Source organism: Methanoregula sp. (assembly GCF_028679125.1).
In the GTDB taxonomy this organism is placed as follows: Archaea; Halobacteriota; Methanomicrobia; order Methanomicrobiales; family Methanospirillaceae; genus Methanoregula.
On sequence record NZ_JAJRCG010000001.1, the window covers coordinates 129,467 to 152,873 of the forward strand.

Sequence of the window (23,407 nt, forward strand, 5' to 3'; positions counted from 1 at the left end):
CACCCAAAATATCCGGGGTTATGGGGTGAACCTCCCGGTTCAGCCCTGAAATGGCCGGTGCAGCCGGAGAACAGGGTAAAAAGAGTGTATCCCTCGTTTTTCACAGGAGGAAGCATTTTTTAAAAAGAATCAGATCTGGATATGCGGGACACTCCCTTCTCAGCCTTCGCGTCACGGAAAAAAGGCCCGATCAGGTACGGTGGATGTAGTGCAACGACAGCAGGGTCCCGTTCTCTGAATCGACCCATCCCTCGGCCGGGTCGGGGTAATCCTGTGCCCGGATCGCGGTATCATCGAACCGGACATACCAGCCAAGCGGGATGACGCCGGGCGATGGGAGGTACTGATCCTGGTTGTAGATATCCATCCACCGGAGGTCCGCAGATACGATCCTGAAACTGTCGGACGATTCCGGGTGGCATATCCTGGCATGCCGTTCAACAAGCGCTGTTGCTTCGTCACGGGAGATGGCCGGGGAAGATTGCGCTGCGACCGCATTCTCCGGAGTGTACCATGCCTTATAGTACCTGACGACGTTACCGGTCCCCGGATCCACCGTAATGGTGATACCGTTATTGTTGCTGGGGACCCCCTGAATGATTCTCCGGTAATCAAAGAAGTAGGTGCCGTCATAATCAGCCTGCGAATCGACCAGCGTTAAGGGGAGTCCGCCATTCCGTTCCCGGATCTCGTTCTCCGCAGCCCGCTGTGCAATCTCCATGGATACAGCGGCGAGACGGGGTACCTCCAGAGTACCCGTCCAGTACCGGGAAGGAACCTGGTACTCGGTAAGATCGCCGGTATTCGCATCGAGCGTGCCAAGGACAAGTTGCTGGTCGCCCTTACGCATGTCAAAATGCCACCAACGGGAGTTGACGGAGATATCGGAATAATCCATCACGATACGGTCGGGGGAATACTGCGGGAACGCGGACCTGGCGATCTTTTCTGCCTGCTCTTTCGTTATCACTGCACCCTTCTTCGCAAAAGCGGAAGAGTAATTCCCCGCCGATACCGCAGTGAATACCGATGTATTGTACCAGACGCACCCGATGATATCGCGGAAGTTTTCATTGTTAACCGGAGAGAAACCTGCAGGAATCACATTCAGACGGGAAAATCCTTCCATTGCCATAGTTTCCCCGGCAGTTGTAACCTGATCGGCTGGAATTGCCTGGACGCCGGTCCCGGACAGGGCCGGTTGATCGGTCACCGGATTAATCCGGGCGGCAAGGATGAAATCGGATCCCGGGATGGGATTGCCGGCCGGATCGACCTCCGTCACCGTGAACAGCGTGACGTTTGCGGACGATGTTACGCGGGGTGCCGTTCCGTTCAGCGTTACTTTCAGCCATTCGCCGTTTGATGGCGGGTAGGACAACACCCATCCGCTGACACTCAATAATCGGCCGGCTGAATCCGGCTGGGGATTTTCAACGCCGTCAAGGACAAGAGAATACTCCCACCGGGGTTTCTCCAGGCCGGTTGACATCTGCAGAACGTCCGCCGAAGGGAAGGTCTCGTTACCGGTCTCCGAAAAGTTCACCCTGAACGAGACGGTTACCGGGATCCCGGATGCAAGGTCCCCCGTTGGATCGACCACGACCGAGTCCACTTCAAACGAGGATCCCGCCGCGGGTTCTGCATAGGGAAATTCATTCCGGGGCTGCGTGATTGCTGTTTCTCCCGTTTCTCCCGTGTCGTTTACGATCACCGGCCGGGACGTTTCCCCTGTTGTTACCCCGGCTGGAGTGACCGACGGTGAGGGAGCGATCGCAATAATATCATCGACATTCGGATCTTTGAACGCCTCGATGAGCGCCTTGTAGGCATTGTCACCCTGCAGGCCCCCGGGACCATACATCATGAAGATTTTTGAACCATTTGCATCGTTGTTCTCTTTGAGCATCCTGTTCCAGATCCAGGAGTTCATGCTATTTTCGTTGCCGTTGGTGTTGGGGGTGATATCAAAGACCTTGTTCTGCATCGGGTGCTGGACGACAACATGATAATTGCCGGCTTCTATCCGGCTGATCGCATTGCTGTCGATGATGTAGGTGAAATAGTTCCCTGCCGGATCCGGGGAAACATATCCCCAGCCGGACCCGCCGCCCCCGTGTACCGGATCGGGATCCCACTCCGTGGTCCAGATCACGAGTTCGGGAGGCGGGTTGCCTTTTACCGTACCGGAGATCCTGATCCTGTCTCCCTCCCTGACAACAGAAGGCGGCGGGAGAATATCGTTATCCGAAATACTCTGCCGTTCCGGCCGGGTTATGATAATGGGTTCATTGCTGCCGGTCGATGCGATCATACCCGTCGGCATTCCCGTGTTTTCCGGCGAAAGTTTCAGGAACGATACCGTGTCGGAATTCGTTCTGTTGATATGGGCCAGATCCCGTGGCGCTCCGGCAGCATGGATCGTGAACGTACCGGGCCCGATGAGAACATTCCGGGTATCCCACGTGTATGACCACCGGTTATCTGGTCCGACAGGGACCGCCTGGAACGAAGATGCATCGCCATCGCTCACCGGAGACTGGTCCGGGTGCATGCTCTGGATCCGGGCACCGTTCATGTTCAGGCCGGGTCCGGTGATAAAGAGATACGTTGTACCGGAATCCGTATTTGTACCGGAGAATGTGATGATATCTCCCCAGGTATACATCCCGCTTTGTGGCGCGGCGATTGTTACGGAGCCGCCATCTCCGGTTAATCCTGCTGCCGGACCAATGACAGTCAGGAGAAACAGGCAGATGGCTGCAGGAACGAACAGGTTTTTTCTCATACCCCTCACGGGATCTACTCTTTCCTGCAAGATAATAAGCGCCTCATATAACCGGGGTTATGGGTTGAACTTCCCGGTTCAGCCCTGAACCGGCCGGTGCAACCCGGTAAAGAAGATATAACTCCGGAACGCATATGCTGAAAGAGGGAGTGGGTATGAGGGAAACGGGTAGCAGGACCTGGGTACATCAGAATGACCCGGGCGAAAAGTTCCGGACGGTCGAGGGTCTCGGAGACCTGGACCCGCTTGCAGAACTCTCCGAATACCTCGATGTCCTTTCGAACAGCACCCGGCTTAAGATACTGAAATGCCTGGAGAAAAAACCCGGCACAACCCGGGAGATCTCGCAGGAGGTCGAGACCAGTTATGAGAATACGAAAAAGCATCTCGACCGGCTCTGTCAGATCGGGGTGATCAAAAAAGAGGCAGGGATCACGGACCCCCGGCAGAAAGGCGTCCAGCTCTTTTGGGAATACTCCCTTGTGCCCGGCGGGCTTGAACTGATGGTCCGCAATCTGGGACTGTTCTCCCACATGAAAATGCATATTGTCAGGAACGATATATCCGAAAAGATCGACGAGACACGAAAAATGGTCTCCCGCGAACTCTTCGGAAATGCCCCGGTCCTCATCGTGCTTGGCGGGCAGGATGACGGGATGGCCTTCTCCCTCTCCCACGATATCATACTGATTGGCAGGACCGATCCTGAAAAACAGGCACTGGTCAGTCCCGGACAGGACCTTGTCCTGTCGCAGGGATATTCCTCCGTGAGCCGGGTCTCCCGGCCCCATGCCCGGCTTGTCCGGAACAAAAAAACCTGGTGCATCGAGGACTGCGGGAGCCGCGGGGGCACCACGATCAACAAAACCCCCCTCGGCCAGAACGAGTATGTTCCCCTCCATGACGGGGATCTTATCGAACTGTCGAAGGGAACGACCGGCGCAAAACTTCTCGTGATCATCCCCCCGGGTACCTGATGAGGCCCCCTCCTACGGCCGGGACGCCCGGGTTTCCGGCAGGGCCAGCAGGTCTATAAAACGGCAAAGAAGAGGTTCTTTCAGGACCCGTCACCAGGGAGGTCCGTGTCATGGTCACCCAGGTACCCCCCGAGGGCATCCAGTAACTCATCGGCTGACTGGTAACGCTGTTGTGGATCCTTGGCAAGGCATTTCAGGATAATTTTTTCCACGTCCGCTGCATCCGGATTAAAATATGAGGGGATGACCGGATCGTCATAGAGTATCTCATTGACCATCTCCATCATGCTCGCGTCATCAAACGGTATCATGCCGGTGACGAGTTCGTAAAAGACCGCGCCAATCTGGTACATATCCGTCCGTTCATCCGTACTGCCGAATTTTTCCGGTGCGATCTGTTCCGGTGCCGCATACGAGAGAGAGAAGCCGGCAACCGTGGTATTCCTGGTATTTTCTTCAAGGACTTTGCTGATCCCCCAGTCGGTGATCTTCGGCACGATCTCAACCGTGAGGAGGATGTTCTGCGGCTTGATATCGCGGTGAATGCACCGGCGTGCATGGGCATACCGGATCCCTTCCGCAATACCCCGGATAATCCGGGCTGCCGTGAGGACCGGCACCGGTTTTGCCAGGGTATCGAGGGACCCGGCGACAAATTCCATCTCGACATAGGGAACCGGGAGAATGTTTGCCGCTGTCACTTCGACAATATTGGGGTGGTGCATGGTCTCCCACACCTTTATCTCGTGCAAAAAGGACCTCCCGGTCCTTTCATTCGACCTGATGGGAATCTTGATGGCGACTTTCCGGTTGTCGCTTACACGGTACGCGGAATAGACCATGGCAAATCCCCCGCTGCCGATGGGGGAGATCTGCGTGTATTTACCCGCGAGTTCCTCGGGAAACGCATTCATCGGGGACGCCGGGGATGCAGGATCTCCTGCTGCCAGGGTTACCGGGAGAGCAATCCCGGTATCTCCCGTCCGCCCCTGTCCCGCCTTCCCCTCCGGGAGAAGGAGCGTATCGCAAGGAGAATTTTCCGGAACGGTGTTGTTTCTCTTTTTCCTGGAGAGAACTATCGCACCGCCGATACCTCCAAGGAGGACGATGCCGGAGATCCCCGCAAGGATTCCGTACGGCAGGCCGCCACCGGAGTTCGCTGCGGGTGAGATATTACCGGAAGAATTGCCGGGCACTCCCTGCACGGTCTCTGCCGGGATGGGGGTCGGTGAACTGCCGGCAGCTGCCGGTCCTGCGGTGTTGTTATTGACGATCCTGGTGCCGGAACCCGTGGTTCCGTTGCCGTTGAAATACGTCACGTTAACCGACGGGGAATTGGATAATGCAGCGGCAGCGGTTGCCGGGGGTGTCCCAAAGGTGAATGAGACCGGTACGATCAGGTCATCATTCTTCGGGCCATTGACCGCGGCGGAAAATGCGGAATATGCAGCCTCTCCATAGAGTCTCCCGTTTCCCCGGAACGTGAATATGTTTGAACGGATCCTGTTGTTGAACAGGTAATCGCCGTTCAGGTCAAAATCAAACGCGTCATCGGCCGAGGGGTGTTCAACAAACACATGATAATTCCCCGGGAGCAGGTGGGTGGCTGCACTGTCGATACCCAGGGAAAAGGACCCGTCAGGATCCTGTCCGACAACAGACCTGTCTGAATAGTTCGGGCCAATCACCCAGATGGCAATACCGGGTCCCGGGTTTCCGGTCGCCCTCCCGGAGATGGTGATCGTATCTCCCTGTTTCGCTGCCGTTGGACTGACTGATGCGGAGAGTACTGGTTCTGTGATATTGATTGCCACACTGTCATAGATCGCACTGCCCAGGTGCGTTTTGTCACGCGGCGTACTGACCGCATAGATCGTATAGGACCCGGTATTCAGGGGCACTTTATGGGTATCCCAAGTCCATGTCCACTGGTGGTCGGTCCCGACCGGGACAATCTTGAATGTGGATCCGACACTGTCAGTGACAGGCGAGATTCTCGAATCATTGCTCTCGATCTGTGAACCGGCAGCCAGAAGACTGGGTCCGGTGATGAAGAGATAGGTCCTGTTGGAATCGGTGTTGGTACCGGAAAACAGGATTTTGTCGCCAAAGATAAAGGATCCTCCTGCGGGTGGGGACGTGGCAATGGTGACGGCAGAAGGACTAATGATTTGTGCCGGGCTCCCGTTAAGGGATGCCGAGACCGGTTGTATCGCAACGGGGATGACGAACAGACATGAAGCGACAATTATTAAAAAAATGACCTCTCTCATTGTTTCCGGCTCTGGAGAAAAATATTGTGCTTTATTATTAATAACATGCTGATATTTCCGTCCTTTTCCTGCAAGGGAAACTAGAGACAAGAAACGGGGCTAAAGGGGATCTGGTTCGCGTATGGATCATTCAACTGCACACGCACAGAGGAATGGATGAATAAATAACAGAAAAATTACGAAGGCGATGGTGATTTCCTGAGTTCTTCCGTATCCGATTCGTGGGAATAAGGAGTGGTCACCTGGCAGATTTCCTCAAGCCCTCTGTCCGCTCCTCTGCAAATCCCCTTCATTCCTCCTCCCGGTACGATGCGTCGCTCCAATGAATATACCTCCACGACAGGATTAATTGCAAAAAGCACAAGCACTTTACATGGTATCGAACGTCTCGACCGTGCTGACCTTCGTTGTCGCACTGATCATTTCAACGGTCATCATTTACTATATCGCAAAACTCTTCGGTGCAAAGGACAGCCTGACCACGGCCGTCCTCGCTGCACTGATCGGCACCGCCGTGTACACGATCTTTTATTATGTGCTGGGCCAGGGGCTGCTGCCGGCATTCATTGCCGGGATCGTCTGGCTGTTGGCATTGCAGAAACTATACACGATCGGCTGGCTCCGGGCGTTCGTGATCGCGGTCTTCATCTGGATCGTGACCTCCATCGCCGGGTGGTTCCTGCCGGTGCTGTGATACGGATTTGCACTACCGGGTACTACCCGGTATCCTCTTCCGTCACCTCATCTCCCCATCTGTCGGAACAATTCCCTGATTACTGCTCCCCCTGGCTCTCCCTCTCCGTCGGAGACCCCCCGTCACAACCTGTCTGACAACACCCCCCTACAAAATTCTCCGACGTGAAACATCCGTTCCGGATCTGATCCGCCTCTTCTTCGCCACTTCCGACACCCGGTGGCACCCCCCGATTTGCCTATAGAATGCGAATACGTGCTTCTTTTTGCTGGGTGATTTTCGCGTGTGCATGTGCAAAAAGGGGGAAGCCGGTTTTGGGGGCGATCGGCCGCTGGAACACTGCTAAATACTGTCATTGTCCGGGCACAGTTTACCTGGATTTACGCCAATCCGGGGGTATTTTGAACGAATCCCAAAACAATACTGTCGTTTTTCCGGGCAATACTGTCGGTGATGTAAAAAAACAGGGTGATCCGGGGCGGAAATGAGCCCGGATTGGGGGATGTCAAAATCCATGGATCCCCCTACGTCCCTCAACGGTTGGAGCACAGCCCACCCATAACAGGGATCATGGGGCGTCTGGAGGGGCCGTGCCGGTATCCCTCACTTCAGCCCGTTCCTGATGAACGTGTCGGAATATTTCTTGTCCGTCTCCCTGATGTGAGTAGTCACCCAGTCTTTGAGGAAATTCATGAGATCAAGCGAGAGCCCGAGCTTCCCTGCCTGGTAATCCGCCTGGAACCCGGTGACCTTTTTAACAAACGCATCGTGTTTCAATTTGTGGCTGAGGTAACCGGGATACTTGAACTGCTGCATGTACTTCTCCTCGGCCTGGAAATGGTACACCGCATAGGAAGCAAGCTCCTGCAGGGTCGTCTCCAGCACCTGCTTTGCCTGTCCGGCTTTCATTGCATCGTGCAGGGTATTGATCAGCTGGATGAGTTTTTTGTGCTGGCTGTCGATCTCCCCTACCCTGACACTCAGGTCTTCGTTCCAGTTCATGAGAGCCATAACGCTTGATTTTATCCGGGAAGTGATAAAGCCATCTACGGGACCGGTGGAGCAGCCGGGGCTCCGCATTACCTGCGGAAGATTCCTTCCGGTACCGCGATCGCGAATCGAGCACCCTCCCCCGGGATACCGGTCTCGCTGATGGTGATGCCGGTGATTGACAGGATCTCCCGGGAGAGGAAAAGTTCGAGCCCGGTATTTTTCCCAAAACCGCGTTCGAACAGGTGCGTTTTGTCTTCCCGGGAAATGCCGGCCCCGTCATCAGCAACGGATATGACGAGTCCGGTGCCGGCGGGACGATGGGATACCGATATGCGGGTGACTGTCCCCCCGTGCTGCCGGGCATTATCGAACAGGTTGTAAGAGACCTTGATAAGGAGCGGGTCAGTAAAACCGGCCCCGGAAATGTGATCTTCCTCTCCCCTTACAGGAGAATACCGGAGAGCCGCTTCATTATTACCAGAAGGGTACTCTGTAACCGTATCAGCGCTTCCAGACTTCCAGGCTTGACATATTTTTGCCGTGGTACGTGATCTCGCCCGCTTTGAATACGAGCACGACAAAATCCGGGTTCTCGGGTGTCTTGAAGAATTGCTCGTACATCGGGATCCAGTACTTCTTCTTCGTTGCAACGTCCTCGTGGATCGTTCCTTTTGCCGCTATCTCGACATATGGTTCGGAGAGTTCCTTCCCCGACCAGATCGAGAGAGCTGCCGCAGCGTTCTTCTTCAGCTGGCCGACCTTTTTGCTGGCCTTCAGGCTCGCCCCGACAAGGGTCATATCGGGAAAACCGGTAAGCACCATGAACCGGACGTCCGGCAGCTTCCCATCCACTGTTGCAACAGCGGCTGTATGCGGGCCGCCGATCACTTCCATAATCTGGTCTTTGAGTGCCATGCGGGACATTCCCTGTCATGATCCCATATACATTGGGATTGGGGAACCCCGATCGACGGGAACAGAGTTTTGATGCTCCTGCACCGGAACCGGTTCAGCCCGGGGGTTTGGGAACCATCGGTTACATTTCCTGCACTGCAGTTTCGGTCCGGTCTCTGTGGCACGCTACCGAAGCCCGCGGTGCGGGCAGGTGAACGCGTGATCGTGGACAACGTCATCTGTCCTGTATGTTCGGAACCGGATTTACGTCATCACCCTGTACAGTTGTAGTTTCCCTGTTCGCAGCCGGCAAGCCGGTGCGATCCCATCCTGTCAGAAAAGATCGTGTAATACTGTCCATGATATTCGAAGACGGTGAAGAGGGGAAACATTCAGCACGCGTCTTGTTTTTACATGCTGCATCATAAAACCGGTAAAGGTCACTTTCGTTCCCCTGGAACCAGGTTACAACGCGTGAACCGTAATTCCATGCAGCGGGATCGTTATTTACCCCCTGCATGGATCTCGCAAACTCGGGAAAATCTGCAAAATCATCCCGATTAAGGAGTATCATAGTCATATTCATTTTGTGAACTTTACTGAGATTCCATTCCTGAATCTCAAAATTCGTATCGATTATCTTCTGGCCCTGCACCAGGTGATCTCCCGGTGATGAAGAATGTACTGAGGGGAGATCCTTTGCAGGGAACAAGATTCCGTATAGGGAAAAACCGCCCGCAATTCCCAGGACTACGATGATACTGATCAGGATAATAGTAAGTATCAGGACTTTTTTCTGCATAGTACCGTCGGGATAAAGTGATGGTAAATTATGGGTGCATCAATGGCGCTGTTGTCGGAGTGAGAGTCGGCTCACGCGGTGTTACTCCGTATAGGGGCATAACGGTAAGCTCCCTTGTTACGGTACTATTGGGGACAACATTCCCGAAATTATCCACAACGGATATCTGTACGACGTTTTTTGTCCTGCCTTCACGCACGGCCGGTGCGGTACCCTGAAGCGTAACCACAACCCGCTCTTCGTTTACATTCCCCGGGTAGGAGAGTTCGAACCCGCTCAGGTCCAGCACCGTACCGGGCATGGCAGGCCGTTTGTTCTCGACACCATCAAGGACAAGGGTATATGACCACTGCGGGTTGTCAAGTGTTGTGGAGAAGACCAGGTCATGATCCGTGGGGAACGTCGTTGCCGTCCCCGTCAGTACAAAATTAATGGAGGATGTCACGGTCACGGGGGTTCCTGACGTAACAGGCCCGCCGGGATTCATGGTGACCAGTTCTTCCAGGATAAGTTTTTCCGGACTGACCGCTGCGGGCGATCCGGGTTTTACTAAAACGACTGATGTCGTGCCATAGGGGGAATATTCCAGGTGGTTTTTGTCATGCGGCTTACTGACGGCAAACACCGTGTACGCCCCGGGAGCAACGGTACTCTTTCCCGTGTCCCATGAAAAGGACCAGCGGCCATCCGCTCCCACGGCCGCTGTCGCGAATGTGGAGGCATCGCCATCAGTGACCGGGGCGCCTTTCGGGTAATCACTCTGGATCTGTGCGCCGCCCTCGTCCAGGTTGGGCCCGGTGAGGAAGAGATAGGTTGTCCGGGAACCGGTGTTGGTGCCCGTGAGGTTGATCGTATCGCCATTCCGGAACTGGAAGACGGGGTCTGCCTGTGCACTTTCGGGAATCACTGCATATACGACCACACTTCCCGGTTCGGCTGCAGGGGTTTGGGCTGCCACTGCCGTGACGATGGCGAGCAGGACTGCCACCACGATCAGAATCGAAGAGATTTTCCGGTCCATTGTTTCACTCCCTGGAACTGGCTGACTGTCGTTTCCCGATGATGTGAACAATCCCGCACGCACTGGCAATCCCGCAGAAAATTACAATCGGGGCAGGGCTCCCCTTCTGCGTCGTCGGGATCGTTGTCGGGACCGGTGCCGGGGTTGTCGTCACCCGGGGATAGATGGGGATCTGGCTGTCCGAACGCGAGGTATTCGGGATGATCTTCCCGGCATCATCTCGTTCAGATGTATCCATGATGCTGGTCATCGTTACCCTGCTTACCTCGGGTGCGGTGCCATTCACGATAACAACAACCGACTGCTGCACATTGGCCGGGTAGTTCAGTTCAAACCCGCTCAGGGTCAGTTGTTCGGCCGTGACCGTTTTGTCTGGATTCCTGAAGCCGTCAAGGATGAGTGCATAGGTCCAGAGCGGGTTCTCCAGCCTTGTCGTGAAAACCAGGTTATGATCTGCGGGAAATGTCCCCTCGGACCCGCGTGGCGGGAAATCGATAACCGCTTTGTAGGTCACCGGGGACCCGGAGGTGATATTTTCAGAGGTTGGGAGTGCCCCGGAGGAGGGCTGGAATGCAGATGCTGTGCCGATGAGTGATATGAGGAAGAGGAGCACCAGAAATTGTTTAAATCTCATGAGGAATTATAAGCCCAGTCTCTATTTATGTATTACATTATTATTCCCGGATTATGGCGATAGGCATACTGTCCCTTTTTAAAATGGTGTTCTCTTTCGTCCTCATTGTTGAGAATATGCTGACGGCTCCCGCTATACGGTGAGCCCTGCGTTTGGAAGATACCGGTGATGCTACTGCACCACAGCCGGTTCAGCCCAGGGGTTCGGGAACCATCGGTTACATTTCTTGCAATGCAGTTTCGGGCCGGTCTCTGTGGTGCGCCACCGAAGCCCGCAGTGCGGGCAGGTGAACGCATGATCATGGACAACGTCATCTGTCATGTATGCCCGGTATGCCAAGGGTAATACATAGGCATATCGATCGGGGAACCTGTCCAGACGGTACCGCACGGATGTATCGTCCCCTTATTTGGATCTCCTTTCTCCTCATCCAAAAAATACTTGGAGGGGGGTCTCCCGCATACCCCCCCACCCGGGCCGGCACAATGCGATACGATTTCGTGCCCGGCAATTTCGAAATGTACCCGGGTAACGACGGCTGAGTGCGCCTGGCCCGGCTCCCGTGTGATCCGACCGGGAGAACGACCGGCCGTGATCGAAGGGGGGTCTGGTGCATACCCCCCACCCCCATGCAGGGGGGGTCTCCGCGATTTGAAAATAAAAGGGAGGGGGGGTCTGTGTAAATATATTTCCTGATGATGGGGGGTATGCCGGAGATCCCCCCGTTTCCTCCTGGGAAGCATGCCAACATATAAGACATGAAACCGCGAGAGGACTCGTGTATGCCGGATTCCAGGACCCTCCTGTTCGTCCACAATCTTGACAGCGGGGTACTCCAGTCACTCCATGACTATTCCTCGGCTCATCCGGTTTCATCCAAATCGGATCCCTGCACTCTCAGCATAATGACCAACAGCCCGGTGGGGATGAAGAAGGAGTGGAAACGGTTCTTAAAAGATTGTGCAATTCCGTCACGGACCCTTGACCGCGATGAGTTCTTATCAGAATTCGGATCCCGCCCGGTCACGTTCCCGGTTGTGCTTCTCAGGAAAGGAACGGAACTCTCGATTTTTATCAGCACGGAAGAGCTCAACCTGTGCCATGACCTCAGTGACCTTATCCTCCTTGTGAAAGAACGGATTCCCCGGGTATGAGATTCTCACCCACGCGGAGGATTTTTCCGGATGACCCTCCCGGTGACCCCGTACGAATGCTCACGGTTTTCCCGGTTTACCGAACCGTTGTTCAGCCGGAACTCTAAATAAAAACTACCTGTACGGCAGCCCAGATGATACCGAACCGTGAGTGGAGAAATGCGCCGATTACGGAGATCAGGTACGACACAGGATTTGATCCGATAACAATTGTAATGGGATAATTTTCCTTGCAGCCCGTTTCCTGTATACCGGAATTAACGAATTAATGATATAATCGATTCCCTCATCATCCTCTGGCATCCCCGTTGTCTCTCCGTCTTTTATCCCAGGATTACCTGAACCTCCTATTGTCGCGACAACAAAGACAGACCGGATTCATGATGCCCAAGGGTTTAGGTATTGCAGTTCCTGGTGATATTTTTCCCATGGCAGATTCTCCCAATATATCAGGTCTTGCCCGGAATTCTGATCTCGAACCCTCCATGACCCGAAAAAAACTTTCAGATTGTGTGCAATGCCCTCACATGTCCACGTGTGATGCTCATATTACCGGTGGCAGCCACGAACACCGGGAAGGACCCGATCCCTGCGAACTGAATCTCGAAAGCGAGTGCAGTCGTGATGATCAGAACCGTCTGGATATGGACCGGTTTATTAGGTCCATTTTATCACCCTAAGGTTGTCGCATGCAAAATTAAAATGGGATCAGGGCGGTTCTGTAACTCCAGGATGTTATCGTTGCCCTGCGTTCGTTATCCTCTGCACACGGCTGATGATAACCCCGTTATCTTCCTGTTCCCTCCAAAATTCAATCCGCAAACATCATCTGTCATCATCAACAACCTCTGAGAATGGAAAACCCGGATACCCGCGGGAACGAGAAGGGTCTTGGCCTCCTCGTCTTCTCCATCTCGCTTGCCATGTTCATGACAAGCCTTGACGGCACGATCGTCAATATCGCACTCCCGACCATCTCCGAAGCATTCAATGTCTCGACAAGCACCGTGAGCTGGGTTGCCACGTCCTACCTGCTGGTGATGGTGGGCTGCGTGCTCGTGTTCGGGAAGATCTCGGATACGATTGGGTACAAGAAAATTTTCATCTCCGGTTTTGCCATCTTCACGCTCGGATCGTTCTTCTGCGGTTTCCTCCCGGAGGTAATTGCGGGGTTCCCCTCGCTCGTGGGATCCCGGATGTTCCAGGCCGTTGGCGCAGCGATGCTCATGGCGGTGGCTGCTGCCATGATCTCCACCTATGTCCCCATGCAGCAGAAAGGAAAGGCAATGAGCATCATCATGATGCTCGCAGCACTCGGCACGGCCCTTGGCCCGACCATCGGCGGCATCCTCACCCAGTACCTCTCCTGGCACTGGATCTTCTTCATCAACATACCGGTCGGGATTGTTGCGATCCTTCTCGGGGCAAAGGTCATCCCGGCGTCAGTCCCGGTGCAGCGCACCGGCAGTTTTGACAGGGCAGGTGCCGTGCTCGCGTTTGCCGGGCTTGCGTCGCTGGTCTTTGTTGTCTCAGAAGGTTCCGTGTTCGGCTGGACCTCCCCGGTGATCCTTGGCATTGCAGCACTCGCGATCATCTCCCTTGGCTGGTTCGCCCGGCACGAACTCGGGAGTGCCGATCCGCTGCTCGACCTGCGCATCTTCCGGAGCAGGAATTTCATCCTCGCAAACCTGCTCCTCTTCCTGGTCTTCTTCAGCCTGTCCGGGATCAGTTATCTCCTGCCCTTCTACCTGGAATATGTCCACAACTACGATACCTCGACTGCCGGTCTGATCATGACCTCGCTCTCGTTTGCCATGATGGTTGCCGGTCTCATTGCGGGCGCGACCTTCAACCGTGTAGGGCCGCGCCGGCTCTGCATCATGGCAGCCATTCCCCTTGTCATCGGGTACGTCATGATGACTCAGCTGCATGTCTATACCTCGACCGGGTTCGTCATCCTCGCCCTTGCCCTGATCGGCTTCGGGATGGGCCTGATGGTCAGTCCGTCCACGACGATGATCATGATGGCGGTCTCAAAGGCAAAGGCGGGGATGATCTCGAGCATGACCAGCCTGGAGAGGACCGCTCCCCAGTCCCTCGGGATCGCGACCTTCAACGCGATCCTGATCGCGGGTGTCATCGCGGTTGCCAAAGGTTACGATGTGACCACGAAATCCCCGGTCAATATCAAGATGGAGGTGCTCTCTGCCGGGTTCGATATCGCGTTCATCCTGTCTGTCGTGCTGGGCATCGTGATCCTGATAATCACGCTCGTGGTGAAAGAGGAGATCCACCCGGACTATGCAGAGGATGCGAAGATCCTGCTCAAGAACAAGGATTCGCAGTAACGTATCCGGGAAATTCCCGATCACGTTTTTTGGATTGTAGTGCTTCTTTTTTAAGGGGATTTCGCGGTTCCGTTATGATACGTTCCCGGCCGTGATATGAATACATGAGTTCGCCAGGTGGGCGCTGAACTCATTCATGAGGTTGTTTACTGCCGTTAATTATGGGTAATACCTCAGGACCCGGCGTTTTTATACATCTCTTTATCGTGTCACCCGCCAAGTATGCATCTATCCTATGCAGTACTCCTTAAAAAAGATCAAAACTATTCGTGACAAGCTGAGCAGGATCGGTATCCGGGAAAATAACCTTGACGATGCAGCGATCCTTGCTACGTACAGTATCAACCAGAAAGGCAATCTCTGTCCGGTTCTCCGGATTCCCTGATCCTTTTTTCCCGGTTCTCCGTGATGGCAGTATTGCCCGGCAGGAGATCGCGCCGCAGTTTTCCCCGGCTCCCCGTACGTTAAGACCCGGGACAACCCACCAGTTAGCAAGAAATCCTGGACAGCAGGAACCAGCACTATGAACCAGATCTACCTTTTCGGTCACCGCCAGCCTGACACGGACAGCATCGCGAGTGTCATCGGGTACGCGGAGTTCCTGAACATGGCCGAGCCGGGGAAGTATATCCCGGCCCGGTGCGGCGAGCTGAACCCGGAGTCCCGGTACATGCTCGAACGGTTCGGCGTCAAAGAGCCGGTCTTCGTTGAATCGGTTGAACCAAAACTCTCGGATATTACCTACAAACCGGTCTTCTCGCTCCCGCAGGATGTCCCGACGGTTGATGTCGCGACGCTGATGGCAAAGGAAGGGATACGCAATGTTGTCATCACCGATTCCGCGGACCGGCCGGTCGGGATGGTGGGCGAACATGCGCTTGCCAATGCCTATATCCGGAAGATCCACCTCTCCGAGCTGACGGTCACGCCCATTCCGGTCGGGACGCTTGCACGGATACTCAGCGCGGAGATCATCGTCTCTTCGCGTGAGACGCTCGAAGGCCGGGTCTACATCGCCATCGACGCCCTGCATGTCACCCTTGCGAAGATGACAAAGAACGATATCGCTGTTGTCGGGGACGATGAGCCCACCCAGCTCGCCCTCATCTCTGCGGGGATCGCCTGCCTGATCATTGCGGAAGGCGCACCCGTGGGCGAACGGGTATCCGCAGCCGCAACAAAAGGCGGAGTTACGGTCCTCTCCACCGATCTCGATGCATTCGGTGTCGGCAAGATGATGAACCTCTCCCTCCCGGCCCGGGAGGTCATGGAGACGGAAGTTCCGGTCCTCACGTTCGATGATACGCTTGCCCGGGCGAGAAAAGTGGTTACGTCATCGAAATTCCGGGCTGCCTGCGTTGTGACAAAGGAAGGCACGCTTGCCGGTGTTCTTACCCGGACAACGCTTTTAGACGAGGTCCGGAAACCGGTCATCCTCCTTGACCATAATGAATCCTCGCAGGCCGTGAGCGGGATTGAGGAGGCAGAGATCGTGGAGATCATCGATCACCACCGGCTCGGGACCATCACCACGTTAAAACCCATCCGGTTCCTCAACGACCCGGTCGGGTCGACATCGACCATCATCGCGATGAAATTATCAGAGTCCGGGCAGAACCCCTCAAAAGCGGTTGCCGGGATCCTTCTCTGCGGCATCCTGTCGGATACCCTTGCCCTGCGGATGTCAACGACCACCTCCCGTGATAAAAAGGCTGTGGAGTACCTTTCACAGGTTTCCGGGGAGAATCCGGATCAGCTGGGTATCGCCCTGCTGGAACGGGGCATGGATCTCTCGGGGGCATCCCTTGCAACCATCCTTGCCCGGGATACCAAGGTCTTCGACCTGTCCGGCAAAAAGGTGTTCATCTCGCAGGTCATGGTCCCGTCATTTGCCTGGAACCAGGAACGGGCACGGGAGATCCAGGCAGAACTCGCGAAGGTGAAGACAACGGGGGGTGCCGATCTTGCCTTTGTCCTCTTTACCAGCGTGATGGATAATTCGAGCGAGTGTTATGGTGAAGCGGACCCGGATCTGCTCCATATGGTTTTTGGAAAATCCCTGCCGGTTCACCTTGACGGTGTCATGTCCCGGAAAAAAGATTTCCTTCCCTGGATTGGCTCGAAGCTCCGCACCTGTTCCGGAATGTAATGGTTTTTTCACTTTTTGGATCCGGATAACAAATCTCCGGAAATCTGATCATGCCAATAATATCAGGGTTGTGGTTGGGTAACCATCCGGATATGATAAAAAGAACTCTTGTTTTTTTATAGAAGATCATTACTAATCTCCTCTATAGTACATTCTGTGGGAGGGATTTGATTACGAATTACCTATCTCGATCTGGTGAACATCTCACCGTTTCAAAAAACCCGGTGGCCGACCTGCGGCTGAACCGGGCAGACGGGATTACACTCTGGCTGTGTTTCCTTCTTTTTCTTGTCATGATCATTGGCCTGGTACCGGTGATAAGCGCCACTGCGCCGGATGCATCGTTTACAGTGAACCATACCAGCGGGGATAAACCCCTTGCCGTGCAGTTCATCGATACATCAACCCATACCCCGACCAAATGGTTCTGGTCGTTTGGTGATGGTGTGTCATCGGTAGACTCGGATCCGACCCATGCCTACACGAAGACGGGAACCTATACGGTCACCCTCACGGTCACCAATGCAGACGGCAGTGATACCCTGAGCCGGGGTGATTATATCACCTGCACGGAATCCAATGCATCCCCGGTGGCGTCATTCACGTCCACGGGCGCGACCGGAGCAATACCCCTGACGGTCAAATTCATTGATACCTCGACGGAAAACCCGACCTCATGGGCCTGGTCATTCGGTGATGGCGGGACGTCAGCGGAGCAGGACCCGAGTCATACGTACACGAAGAAGGGTACCTATACGGTGACGATGACCGCCACGAACTCCGGTGGCAGTGCAACGGTGACGAAAGACTCGTATGTCACTGTGAGCGAAGAAGCGATTGCACCGGATGCATCGTTCACGGCAACCACCACCGCGGGAACGATCCCGTTCACCGTGAAGTTTATCGATACCTCCTCAAACAGCCCGACATCCTGGCTCTGGACGTTTGGCGACGGGTATTCCGCTCTTACCCAGAACCCCACCCATACGTATACTCAAGCGGGAGACTACACGGTCACCATGACCGCCACGAACTCCCAGGGCAGTTCCACCGCTACAGAACCCGACTACATTACCGCGGAGATGGCAGTTCCAATCGCCTCCTTTAAAGCCGATGTCACTTCGGGGACTGCGCCGCTGGTTGTGCAGTTCAACGATACCTCCAATAACTCCCCGACCTCCTGGAGCTGGTATTTTGGCGATGAGGGCAGTTCAACCGTGCAGAACCCCCTGCACGTGTTTAACGACAAGGGCTCCTACACGATCGTCCTGACCGTAAAGAACAGTGAGGGATCCAATTCGACAAGCAGGCCAAAGTACATCAACGTCTCTGCACTGGTCACCCCATCGGCATCCTTTTCTGTTGACACTTCCAGCGGACTGGAACCGCTGACCGTGCACTTCACCGATACCTCGATAAACAAGCCCACTTCATGGCAGTGGACGTTCGGTGACGGATCCTCGTCATCAGAACAGAATCCGGTTCATACGTATTACAGCGCCGGCACGTATACGATAGTCCTCACAGTAACCAATTCCCAGGGAAGCGACACCTACACTTCTTCGGGCCGCATCACGGTTATGGGTACAACGACCCTGCCGACTGCCACACCAGCCATTACTGAAGAAGTCATGACCATGGGGCCCACAAATGCACCCGAAGTGACGCAGACTCCTGCTGCTTCCGGAACCGGGTCATTGAGTGGTACTCCGTCATGGCTCATCCCAGCCCTGTTCATTATTGTGATCGCTGTGGTTATCGTGATCCTGATCCTAAGGAGAAGGCCGCCCCGGGGTTATTCCGGATCACGGGGAAGGGATCTCTGATCCCCGTATGGAATTCTAATCCCTTTTTTTAATCCGTGTTAATGTTGTGCTGAAGGCCGCTGTCATGCACCTGCCATTTTCGATGAGTTCTTGCAAGCAGCATCCCGGGTGTCCCGGCAACAAAGGGGATTGTCAGAAACCCGCTCATGCGTTCTTATGGAATACCATCTCTAGGCTATCGAACCGGTCCATCTCCACAGTCTTTACCGGGACATACAGTTCATAGATAACCGGCTGGTCAAGAATCAGGGTCCGGTTCAGTCTCAGCTGCGCAGATACTTTTCCCCTGGACCGGATATTGATGCCGATGTCATAGTTCGTTGGCCTGGCATTCCGGGGCATGATGGTCGCATCAATCCTGACAAAATTCCATGTCGGTGATGTAACCGTTCCCATGCAACTGGTACCCCCCAGGTTGTTGGTATCGACATAGTTGGCGATGTACGGATCAACCTCCATTAGATCGGAGGTATACGGCATGGCATTTGCCTTCAGGAATGCCAGCATCTGTTCTTTTGAGTATGCGTCCAGCCGGGTATTGGGTTCCTGGATGCCGTATCCCGTGTTGTTTGCCACTTGCGGGAATGCCATCCTCATACCGCAGTCGGGAAGGTCCGATCTGAAATAATCCTTCGAGAATTCCAGGATGACGATATAGGGGTCATTGGCTGCTTCGGTGATGGATGATTTTTGTATCCAGGTGGTTGTTGGCGCAGGAGTAATCACGGGTGTTGTGGCGGCAGGTGATGGTGTGGGGGTTGCGACAGGAACCGGTTCACTCGCGAGAGTGGTAACCTGCAGAGAAACTGTCGGGGTTTCAGGAGCTGCAGGTGTCCGGGTGACCACAGTTACATTGCCCGCAGGTACTGAAGACATACACCCGGTACTGAATACTAATCCGGAGATCAGGATTATGCAGAAAATAATGAATGGAATTATTTTCATTGATTGGTTATACTACCGGGAATATGTTAAATACGATCGGTTATGTTCCTGTTGGTTGTAACATGCGATCGATACACCCCGCTCCCGCACTTGCGTTCGTTCTGTTTTAGAATATTTAATGAGCTTACCCGACGATTGGTCTTTAATATGCAAATCGGTATTCTAATAACAAAATACAGCATTTTCTCGTTGATAACATGAACCTTACTACCTCTCGCGTTTTTCCCGTACTGTGCTGGATCCTGATCCTGTCATGTGGCGTATTCTCTGCTGGGTGCACCACTTCCCCTACCCAATCCACTGGGTCACTGGCGTCTATCGGTACGACCGTAACAACCGTGGTCCCGGTTGTAACTGCCGCGACAGCGACTCCCGCCCAGACCCAGATTCAGCTTGTTAAAGCCAATCTTGCTGATGGCGTTTCCGTTTCATATCCGGCTGACTGGCAGAAAGAAGAGATCTCGGAACTTGCCCTGCGTGACTACGGGCGCACTACCTTGAACATCGCCAACTTCTACTCTCCAGACATCTCGTCAGGGCAACAGAATCCCGATGGGACAAACCCTGACACGTCCGCCTATACAACACTCAGCATTGATGTCGACCCGAACACAGTCACGGATTTTGAGCAGTACTTCAATCTCGTAACACTTGCGCTGCAGAAGAGTTATGGTTCAATTACCATCACCAAGCATAATTATCAGCTCAAAATTTCCGGTTATGATTCCTACCAGATGGACTTTGATACTAAAACTATGCGGGGATCCTACATCTTCACGGATGTGGACGGAACGATCTATATCTTTGCTTTTAAGAATCCCTCCCCAAACTCTTTGGAAGTTGAAAACATGTACAAGTCTGTTGTGATTACCCCGACGGTCACGACGACAAAGCACCGGTAGGTGCAAACTCCTTTTTCTGGTGCCGGTTATTCCCAGGTGTTTTGACCTCGTTGGAGCATAATCTTGCTAACCGCAATCAACCCCATTCCCAATCCTTATTGGCCATGCAACTTGACAACTGCTGATACTATATAGGTCCTGCCCTTCGTCTTCTACCGGTATGTATGTCGGCTGTACGGTATCCACATGTACATAAATAATCTGTTCAATCTGCATTGATACAGAAGCAGGCTGATTGGAAATCACATGAGCACAACGATTCTCCAACCAGTGTTATAAAATAATGGCAATCGGCAGGGTGAACCACACCTTTTCCGGGGTACTGGGAGTTCAGGAGAAGTTAGATTTCTTACCTGCCCAATCGCACACCAGTGAAATTACTCCTGCCGGTTTTTTATAGATATGAGCCGTATTGGAAATACGCCGGACATCGGTACAAGGTGAAACACAGTTATGGATTACGGAAGTGTTCTTGGTGACTCCTTTGGTTATGCAAAGGATTCAGTGATTGGTAAGTGGAAACAGTGGCTGTTGTTCCTTATCGCAACAATTCTCTTAACGATTCCGCTGCTCGGGTACGTTTTAAAGGTCTTCCGTGGCGAGAAGCCCGCGCCGGAAGTAGACGGGTGGGGCACCCTCATCATTGACGGTATCAAGTATGCGATCGTCAGCATCATCTGGGCTATTCCCTGTATAATTATCCTCGTTCTGCTGGCTGGCAGCCTGATTGGAGCTATTGCAACGATGAACACGGCAGCCATGATGGCATTCGTCACCGGAGCCATCATCAGCTTCATACTCCTCGTGATCGTTGCCATCATCACCGGGCTCCTTGCCACCATCGGTATCATCCGCTTTGCACGGACCGGCAGCATGGGTGAGGCTTTCAACTTCGGTGCCATCCTTGAGACTATCGGTAAGATCGGCTGGGGCACCTACATCATTGCCATGATCGTCCTGATCATCGTCCAGGTCATCTTCTTCGCGGTCATCAGCGGTCTGAACATGATCGTACCGATGCTGGGCCTCGTGGTGGAGTTCATCATCCTTGCACCCTACTCGATCTTTGTGGCCCGCTACCTCTGCCAGGTCTATGACGCGGCAGGGACAGCGTAACCCCCCAACATCTCACATCACTTTTTTCCTATCAGGGAACACGCCACCGCAATTTTCCCCGTGAAAAACGCAAATAACCGCGTTCCGGATAAAGGATCCATCCGGGTTCAATTATTCACCTGTAGCGATCAAGGCATCACTCCCCCGATGCACCGAAAATATATACCCCGGTGCAGTATCAGGTATCATCACCGTCCCGGCAATAGTTACCCTCTCACCGGGGCGGTTACCTTCTATTTATCTGGATGACTCGTATGAAACAAACCGTGTGGCTCTTCCTTTTTCTTGCTGCCGGGCTCTTAATTCTGCCGGCAGTTGCCGGTGCCAGCGCACCGGACGCATCGCTCACCGCAAACATCACGAGCGGGGGCATCCCTCTCTCCGTCAAGTTCATTGATACCTCGACAAACAGTCCCTCCACGTGGACATGGTCATTTGGCGACGGTGGCACGTCAACGGAGGAAGACCCGGTACATACATATACTTCAGCAGGCACCTATACGGTCACACTGACCGTAATCAATTCTGACGGAAGCGATACGACCACCAAGTCCGGGTATATTACCCTGAGCAAGTCCGCATCATCCCCTTCTGCGACATTCATCGCCAATATCACCTCGGGAACGCAGCCACTCGCGGTTCAGTTTGTCGATGCCTCCACGAATTCCCCCTCCACCTGGGCATGGTCGTTTGGTGACGGCGGAACTTCGACTTCACAAAATCCGACCCACACCTACACGAGCACCGGAAGCTTCACGGTAACACTCACCGCAGTCAATACCGCGGGGAGTTCCACGGTCTCCAAGGAGGCCTATATCACGGTATCGTCAACCTCATCATCCCCGGGCGCCTCGTTCACATCTACCGAGACCTCGGGATCGTGCCCGCTCACGATCCAGTTCATTGATACCTCCTCCAACTCCCCGAACTCGTGGGTCTGGTCGTTTGGCGATGGCGGGACTTCAACCTTGCAGAATCCGTCCCACAAGTACGTGACCTCCGGTACCTATACTGTTACGATGACCGCAACAAATTCCGGCGGCAGCGACACGGATACCGAGACGGATTACATCACAGTGGATGAAACTGAACCGATATCCACATTCAAAACCAACGTGACGTCCGGTCCCGTCCCGATGGCAGTCCAGTTCAATGATACGTCGCTGAATTCCCCGACTTCGTGGTACTGGTACTTCGGGGATGGCGGGACCTCAACAGAACAGAACCCGGTGAACACGTATACTGCTGAAGGAACCTATACCGTGGTCTTCACCGCAACAAACTCCGAAGGCAGCAACACCACCTCGATTGCGGACTACATCAACGTGACTGCCGTCACTCCCCCGACCCCTTCGTTCACGGCGGATGTCATGACCGGTACTGCCCCGCTCACGGTCCAGTTCACCGACACTACCACGCATTCTCCGACCTCGTGGGAATGGAGTTTTGGTGACGGTGACACATCAACGCTCCAGAACCCGAAGCACCGGTATACCTCGGTGGGTACCTATACCGTGTCCCTGATTGCCAGCAATGCAGGGGGGAGTCGGACGATAACGACCAGCAGTTTCATCATTGTCATGTCTGATGGTTCGACCTCCGCAACCATGACCGGGACGCCGGCACCTGCAGCCACCGAGGCTGCCATGCAACAACCCCCGGCTGCTGTAACACCGGAGGTCACAGCCACATCTGAAGCATCTTCGCAGGGAGAATCATCCAATATATTCGTGATCGTTGGTGTGGTCATCCTTGTGGGTGTTGGTGCCCTTGGTTTTCTCCGCATGAGAAGACCCCCTCAGGGACAGGTACATTCACACCGGAAGGATCTCTGAACGGCAGAGCAAGAGGTGATCCGGTAGATTTGAATTTTAAAAATATTTTTCAGGAT

The 23,407-nt window shown here is 54.1% G+C and carries 19 protein-coding genes; 10 read left to right on the forward strand and 9 right to left on the reverse strand.

Translation table 11 applies throughout. The annotated features are described in order from the left end of the window. Window positions 1–190 precede the first annotated feature (190 nt). Window positions 191–2,788 carry a YcdB/YcdC domain-containing protein gene (locus LUQ43_RS00725; protein WP_299962750.1) on the reverse strand — a complete coding sequence of 866 codons (2,598 nt, stop codon included), beginning with the start codon at window positions 2,786–2,788 and terminating at the stop codon, window positions 191–193. Window positions 2,789–2,943: 155 nt separating this feature from the next. Between LUQ43_RS00725 and LUQ43_RS00730 the strand changes: the two genes are divergently transcribed. After that, the gene (locus LUQ43_RS00730; protein WP_299962752.1) at window positions 2,944–3,765 is read left to right on the forward strand and encodes an FHA domain-containing protein; all 822 of its coding nucleotides are present in this window, start codon (window positions 2,944–2,946) and stop codon (window positions 3,763–3,765) included. A gap of 80 nt (window positions 3,766–3,845) precedes the next feature. On the opposite strand, the gene LUQ43_RS00735 is transcribed toward LUQ43_RS00730, so the two are convergent. Then, window positions 3,846–6,038: a serine/threonine-protein kinase gene (locus tag LUQ43_RS00735; RefSeq protein WP_299962754.1), complete on the reverse strand. Its 2,193-nt coding sequence runs from the start codon at window positions 6,036–6,038 to the stop codon at window positions 3,846–3,848. A gap of 373 nt (window positions 6,039–6,411) precedes the next feature. On the opposite strand from LUQ43_RS00735, the gene LUQ43_RS00740 reads away from it, so the two are divergent. After that, window positions 6,412–6,732: a hypothetical protein gene (locus LUQ43_RS00740; protein ID WP_299962756.1), complete on the forward strand. Its 321-nt coding sequence runs from the start codon at window positions 6,412–6,414 to the stop codon at window positions 6,730–6,732. A 603-nt stretch (window positions 6,733–7,335) separates the two neighbouring features. On the opposite strand, the gene LUQ43_RS00745 is transcribed toward LUQ43_RS00740, so the two are convergent. From LUQ43_RS00745 to LUQ43_RS00770, 6 genes are all read right to left on the reverse strand, one after another. Beyond that, on the reverse strand, window positions 7,336–7,743 hold the full coding sequence (locus LUQ43_RS00745; RefSeq protein WP_299962758.1) for a bacteriohemerythrin: 408 nt from the start codon (window positions 7,741–7,743) through the stop codon (window positions 7,336–7,338). Between the two features lie 68 nt (window positions 7,744–7,811). Further along, window positions 7,812–8,306, reverse strand: a complete 495-nt coding sequence (locus tag LUQ43_RS00750) for an ATP-binding protein (protein ID WP_299962761.1) — start codon at window positions 8,304–8,306, stop codon at window positions 7,812–7,814. Then, window positions 8,227–8,640, reverse strand: coding sequence for a pyridoxamine 5'-phosphate oxidase family protein (locus LUQ43_RS00755; protein WP_299962763.1), 414 nt, complete (start codon window positions 8,638–8,640; stop codon window positions 8,227–8,229). Before LUQ43_RS00755 ends, LUQ43_RS00750 begins: the two co-directional genes overlap by 80 nt. 214 nt (window positions 8,641–8,854) lie before the next feature. Next, on the reverse strand, window positions 8,855–9,421 hold the full coding sequence (locus LUQ43_RS00760) for a hypothetical protein (protein WP_299962765.1): 567 nt from the start codon (window positions 9,419–9,421) through the stop codon (window positions 8,855–8,857). Between the two features lie 28 nt (window positions 9,422–9,449). Beyond that, complete coding sequence (locus LUQ43_RS00765) at window positions 9,450–10,442, reverse strand: hypothetical protein (RefSeq protein WP_299962767.1); 993 nt, start codon at window positions 10,440–10,442, stop codon at window positions 9,450–9,452. Between the two features lie 4 nt (window positions 10,443–10,446). Then, entirely contained in the window at window positions 10,447–11,076 is a 630-nt protein-coding gene (locus tag LUQ43_RS00770; protein WP_299962769.1) for a hypothetical protein, read from the reverse strand. Window positions 11,077–11,858: 782 nt separating this feature from the next. Between LUQ43_RS00770 and LUQ43_RS00775 the strand changes: the two genes are divergently transcribed. From LUQ43_RS00775 to LUQ43_RS00795, 5 genes are all read left to right on the forward strand, one after another. Then, on the forward strand, window positions 11,859–12,230 hold the full coding sequence (locus LUQ43_RS00775) for a hypothetical protein (protein WP_299962771.1): 372 nt from the start codon (window positions 11,859–11,861) through the stop codon (window positions 12,228–12,230). A gap of 854 nt (window positions 12,231–13,084) precedes the next feature. Beyond that, a complete protein-coding gene (locus LUQ43_RS00780; RefSeq protein ID WP_299962773.1) occupies window positions 13,085–14,578 on the forward strand; it encodes a DHA2 family efflux MFS transporter permease subunit in 1,494 nt (497 codons plus the stop codon). Between the two features lie 235 nt (window positions 14,579–14,813). Further along, on the forward strand, window positions 14,814–14,963 hold the full coding sequence (locus LUQ43_RS00785; protein WP_299962775.1) for a hypothetical protein: 150 nt from the start codon (window positions 14,814–14,816) through the stop codon (window positions 14,961–14,963). Window positions 14,964–15,101: 138 nt separating this feature from the next. Further along, window positions 15,102–16,727 carry a putative manganese-dependent inorganic diphosphatase gene (locus LUQ43_RS00790; protein WP_299962777.1) on the forward strand — a complete coding sequence of 542 codons (1,626 nt, stop codon included), beginning with the start codon at window positions 15,102–15,104 and terminating at the stop codon, window positions 16,725–16,727. Window positions 16,728–16,951: 224 nt separating this feature from the next. Beyond that, window positions 16,952–18,553, forward strand: coding sequence for a PKD domain-containing protein (locus LUQ43_RS00795; protein ID WP_299962779.1), 1,602 nt, complete (start codon window positions 16,952–16,954; stop codon window positions 18,551–18,553). A 144-nt stretch (window positions 18,554–18,697) separates the two neighbouring features. On the opposite strand, the gene LUQ43_RS00800 is transcribed toward LUQ43_RS00795, so the two are convergent. Beyond that, the gene (locus LUQ43_RS00800; protein WP_299962781.1) at window positions 18,698–19,429 is read right to left on the reverse strand and encodes a hypothetical protein; all 732 of its coding nucleotides are present in this window, start codon (window positions 19,427–19,429) and stop codon (window positions 18,698–18,700) included. 266 nt (window positions 19,430–19,695) lie between these two features. Between LUQ43_RS00800 and LUQ43_RS00805 the strand changes: the two genes are divergently transcribed. The 3 genes from LUQ43_RS00805 to LUQ43_RS00815 all read left to right on the forward strand — a co-directional run bounded on the left by LUQ43_RS00805 (window position 19,696) and on the right by LUQ43_RS00815 (window position 23,351). Then, window positions 19,696–20,400, forward strand: a complete 705-nt coding sequence (locus LUQ43_RS00805) for a hypothetical protein (RefSeq protein WP_299962783.1) — start codon at window positions 19,696–19,698, stop codon at window positions 20,398–20,400. A gap of 453 nt (window positions 20,401–20,853) precedes the next feature. Next, a complete protein-coding gene (locus LUQ43_RS00810) occupies window positions 20,854–21,516 on the forward strand; it encodes a DUF4013 domain-containing protein (protein WP_299962785.1) in 663 nt (220 codons plus the stop codon). A gap of 254 nt (window positions 21,517–21,770) precedes the next feature. Beyond that, window positions 21,771–23,351: a PKD domain-containing protein gene (locus LUQ43_RS00815; protein ID WP_299962787.1), complete on the forward strand. Its 1,581-nt coding sequence runs from the start codon at window positions 21,771–21,773 to the stop codon at window positions 23,349–23,351. The last annotated feature ends 56 nt before the right edge of the window (window positions 23,352–23,407 follow it).

Bases quoted from the DNA above. Each gene is read 5' to 3' on its own strand.
- LUQ43_RS00730 (WP_299962752.1), top strand. From the start codon at position 2,944: ATGAGGGAAACGGGTAGCAGGACCTGGGTACATCAGAATGACCCGGGC.
- LUQ43_RS00765 (WP_299962767.1), bottom strand. From the start codon at position 10,442: ATGGACCGGAAAATCTCTTCGATTCTGATCGTGGTGGCAGTCCTGCTC.
- LUQ43_RS00780 (WP_299962773.1), top strand. From the start codon at position 13,085: ATGGAAAACCCGGATACCCGCGGGAACGAGAAGGGTCTTGGCCTCCTC.
- LUQ43_RS00800 (WP_299962781.1), bottom strand. From the start codon at position 19,429: ATGTCTTCAGTACCTGCGGGCAATGTAACTGTGGTCACCCGGACACCT.
- LUQ43_RS00810 (WP_299962785.1), top strand. From the start codon at position 20,854: ATGGATTACGGAAGTGTTCTTGGTGACTCCTTTGGTTATGCAAAGGAT.
- LUQ43_RS00785 (WP_299962775.1), top strand. From the start codon at position 14,814: ATGCAGTACTCCTTAAAAAAGATCAAAACTATTCGTGACAAGCTGAGC.
- LUQ43_RS00735 (WP_299962754.1), bottom strand. From the start codon at position 6,038: ATGAGAGAGGTCATTTTTTTAATAATTGTCGCTTCATGTCTGTTCGTC.
- LUQ43_RS00805 (WP_299962783.1), top strand. From the start codon at position 19,696: ATGAACCTTACTACCTCTCGCGTTTTTCCCGTACTGTGCTGGATCCTG.
- LUQ43_RS00755 (WP_299962763.1), bottom strand. From the start codon at position 8,640: ATGGCACTCAAAGACCAGATTATGGAAGTGATCGGCGGCCCGCATACA.
- LUQ43_RS00745 (WP_299962758.1), bottom strand. From the start codon at position 7,743: ATGGCTCTCATGAACTGGAACGAAGACCTGAGTGTCAGGGTAGGGGAG.
- LUQ43_RS00775 (WP_299962771.1), top strand. From the start codon at position 11,859: ATGCCGGATTCCAGGACCCTCCTGTTCGTCCACAATCTTGACAGCGGG.
- LUQ43_RS00815 (WP_299962787.1), top strand. From the start codon at position 21,771: ATGAAACAAACCGTGTGGCTCTTCCTTTTTCTTGCTGCCGGGCTCTTA.
- LUQ43_RS00770 (WP_299962769.1), bottom strand. From the start codon at position 11,076: ATGAGATTTAAACAATTTCTGGTGCTCCTCTTCCTCATATCACTCATC.
- LUQ43_RS00725 (WP_299962750.1), bottom strand. From the start codon at position 2,788: ATGAGAAAAAACCTGTTCGTTCCTGCAGCCATCTGCCTGTTTCTCCTG.
- LUQ43_RS00740 (WP_299962756.1), top strand. From the start codon at position 6,412: ATGGTATCGAACGTCTCGACCGTGCTGACCTTCGTTGTCGCACTGATC.
- LUQ43_RS00790 (WP_299962777.1), top strand. From the start codon at position 15,102: ATGAACCAGATCTACCTTTTCGGTCACCGCCAGCCTGACACGGACAGC.
- LUQ43_RS00760 (WP_299962765.1), bottom strand. From the start codon at position 9,421: ATGCAGAAAAAAGTCCTGATACTTACTATTATCCTGATCAGTATCATC.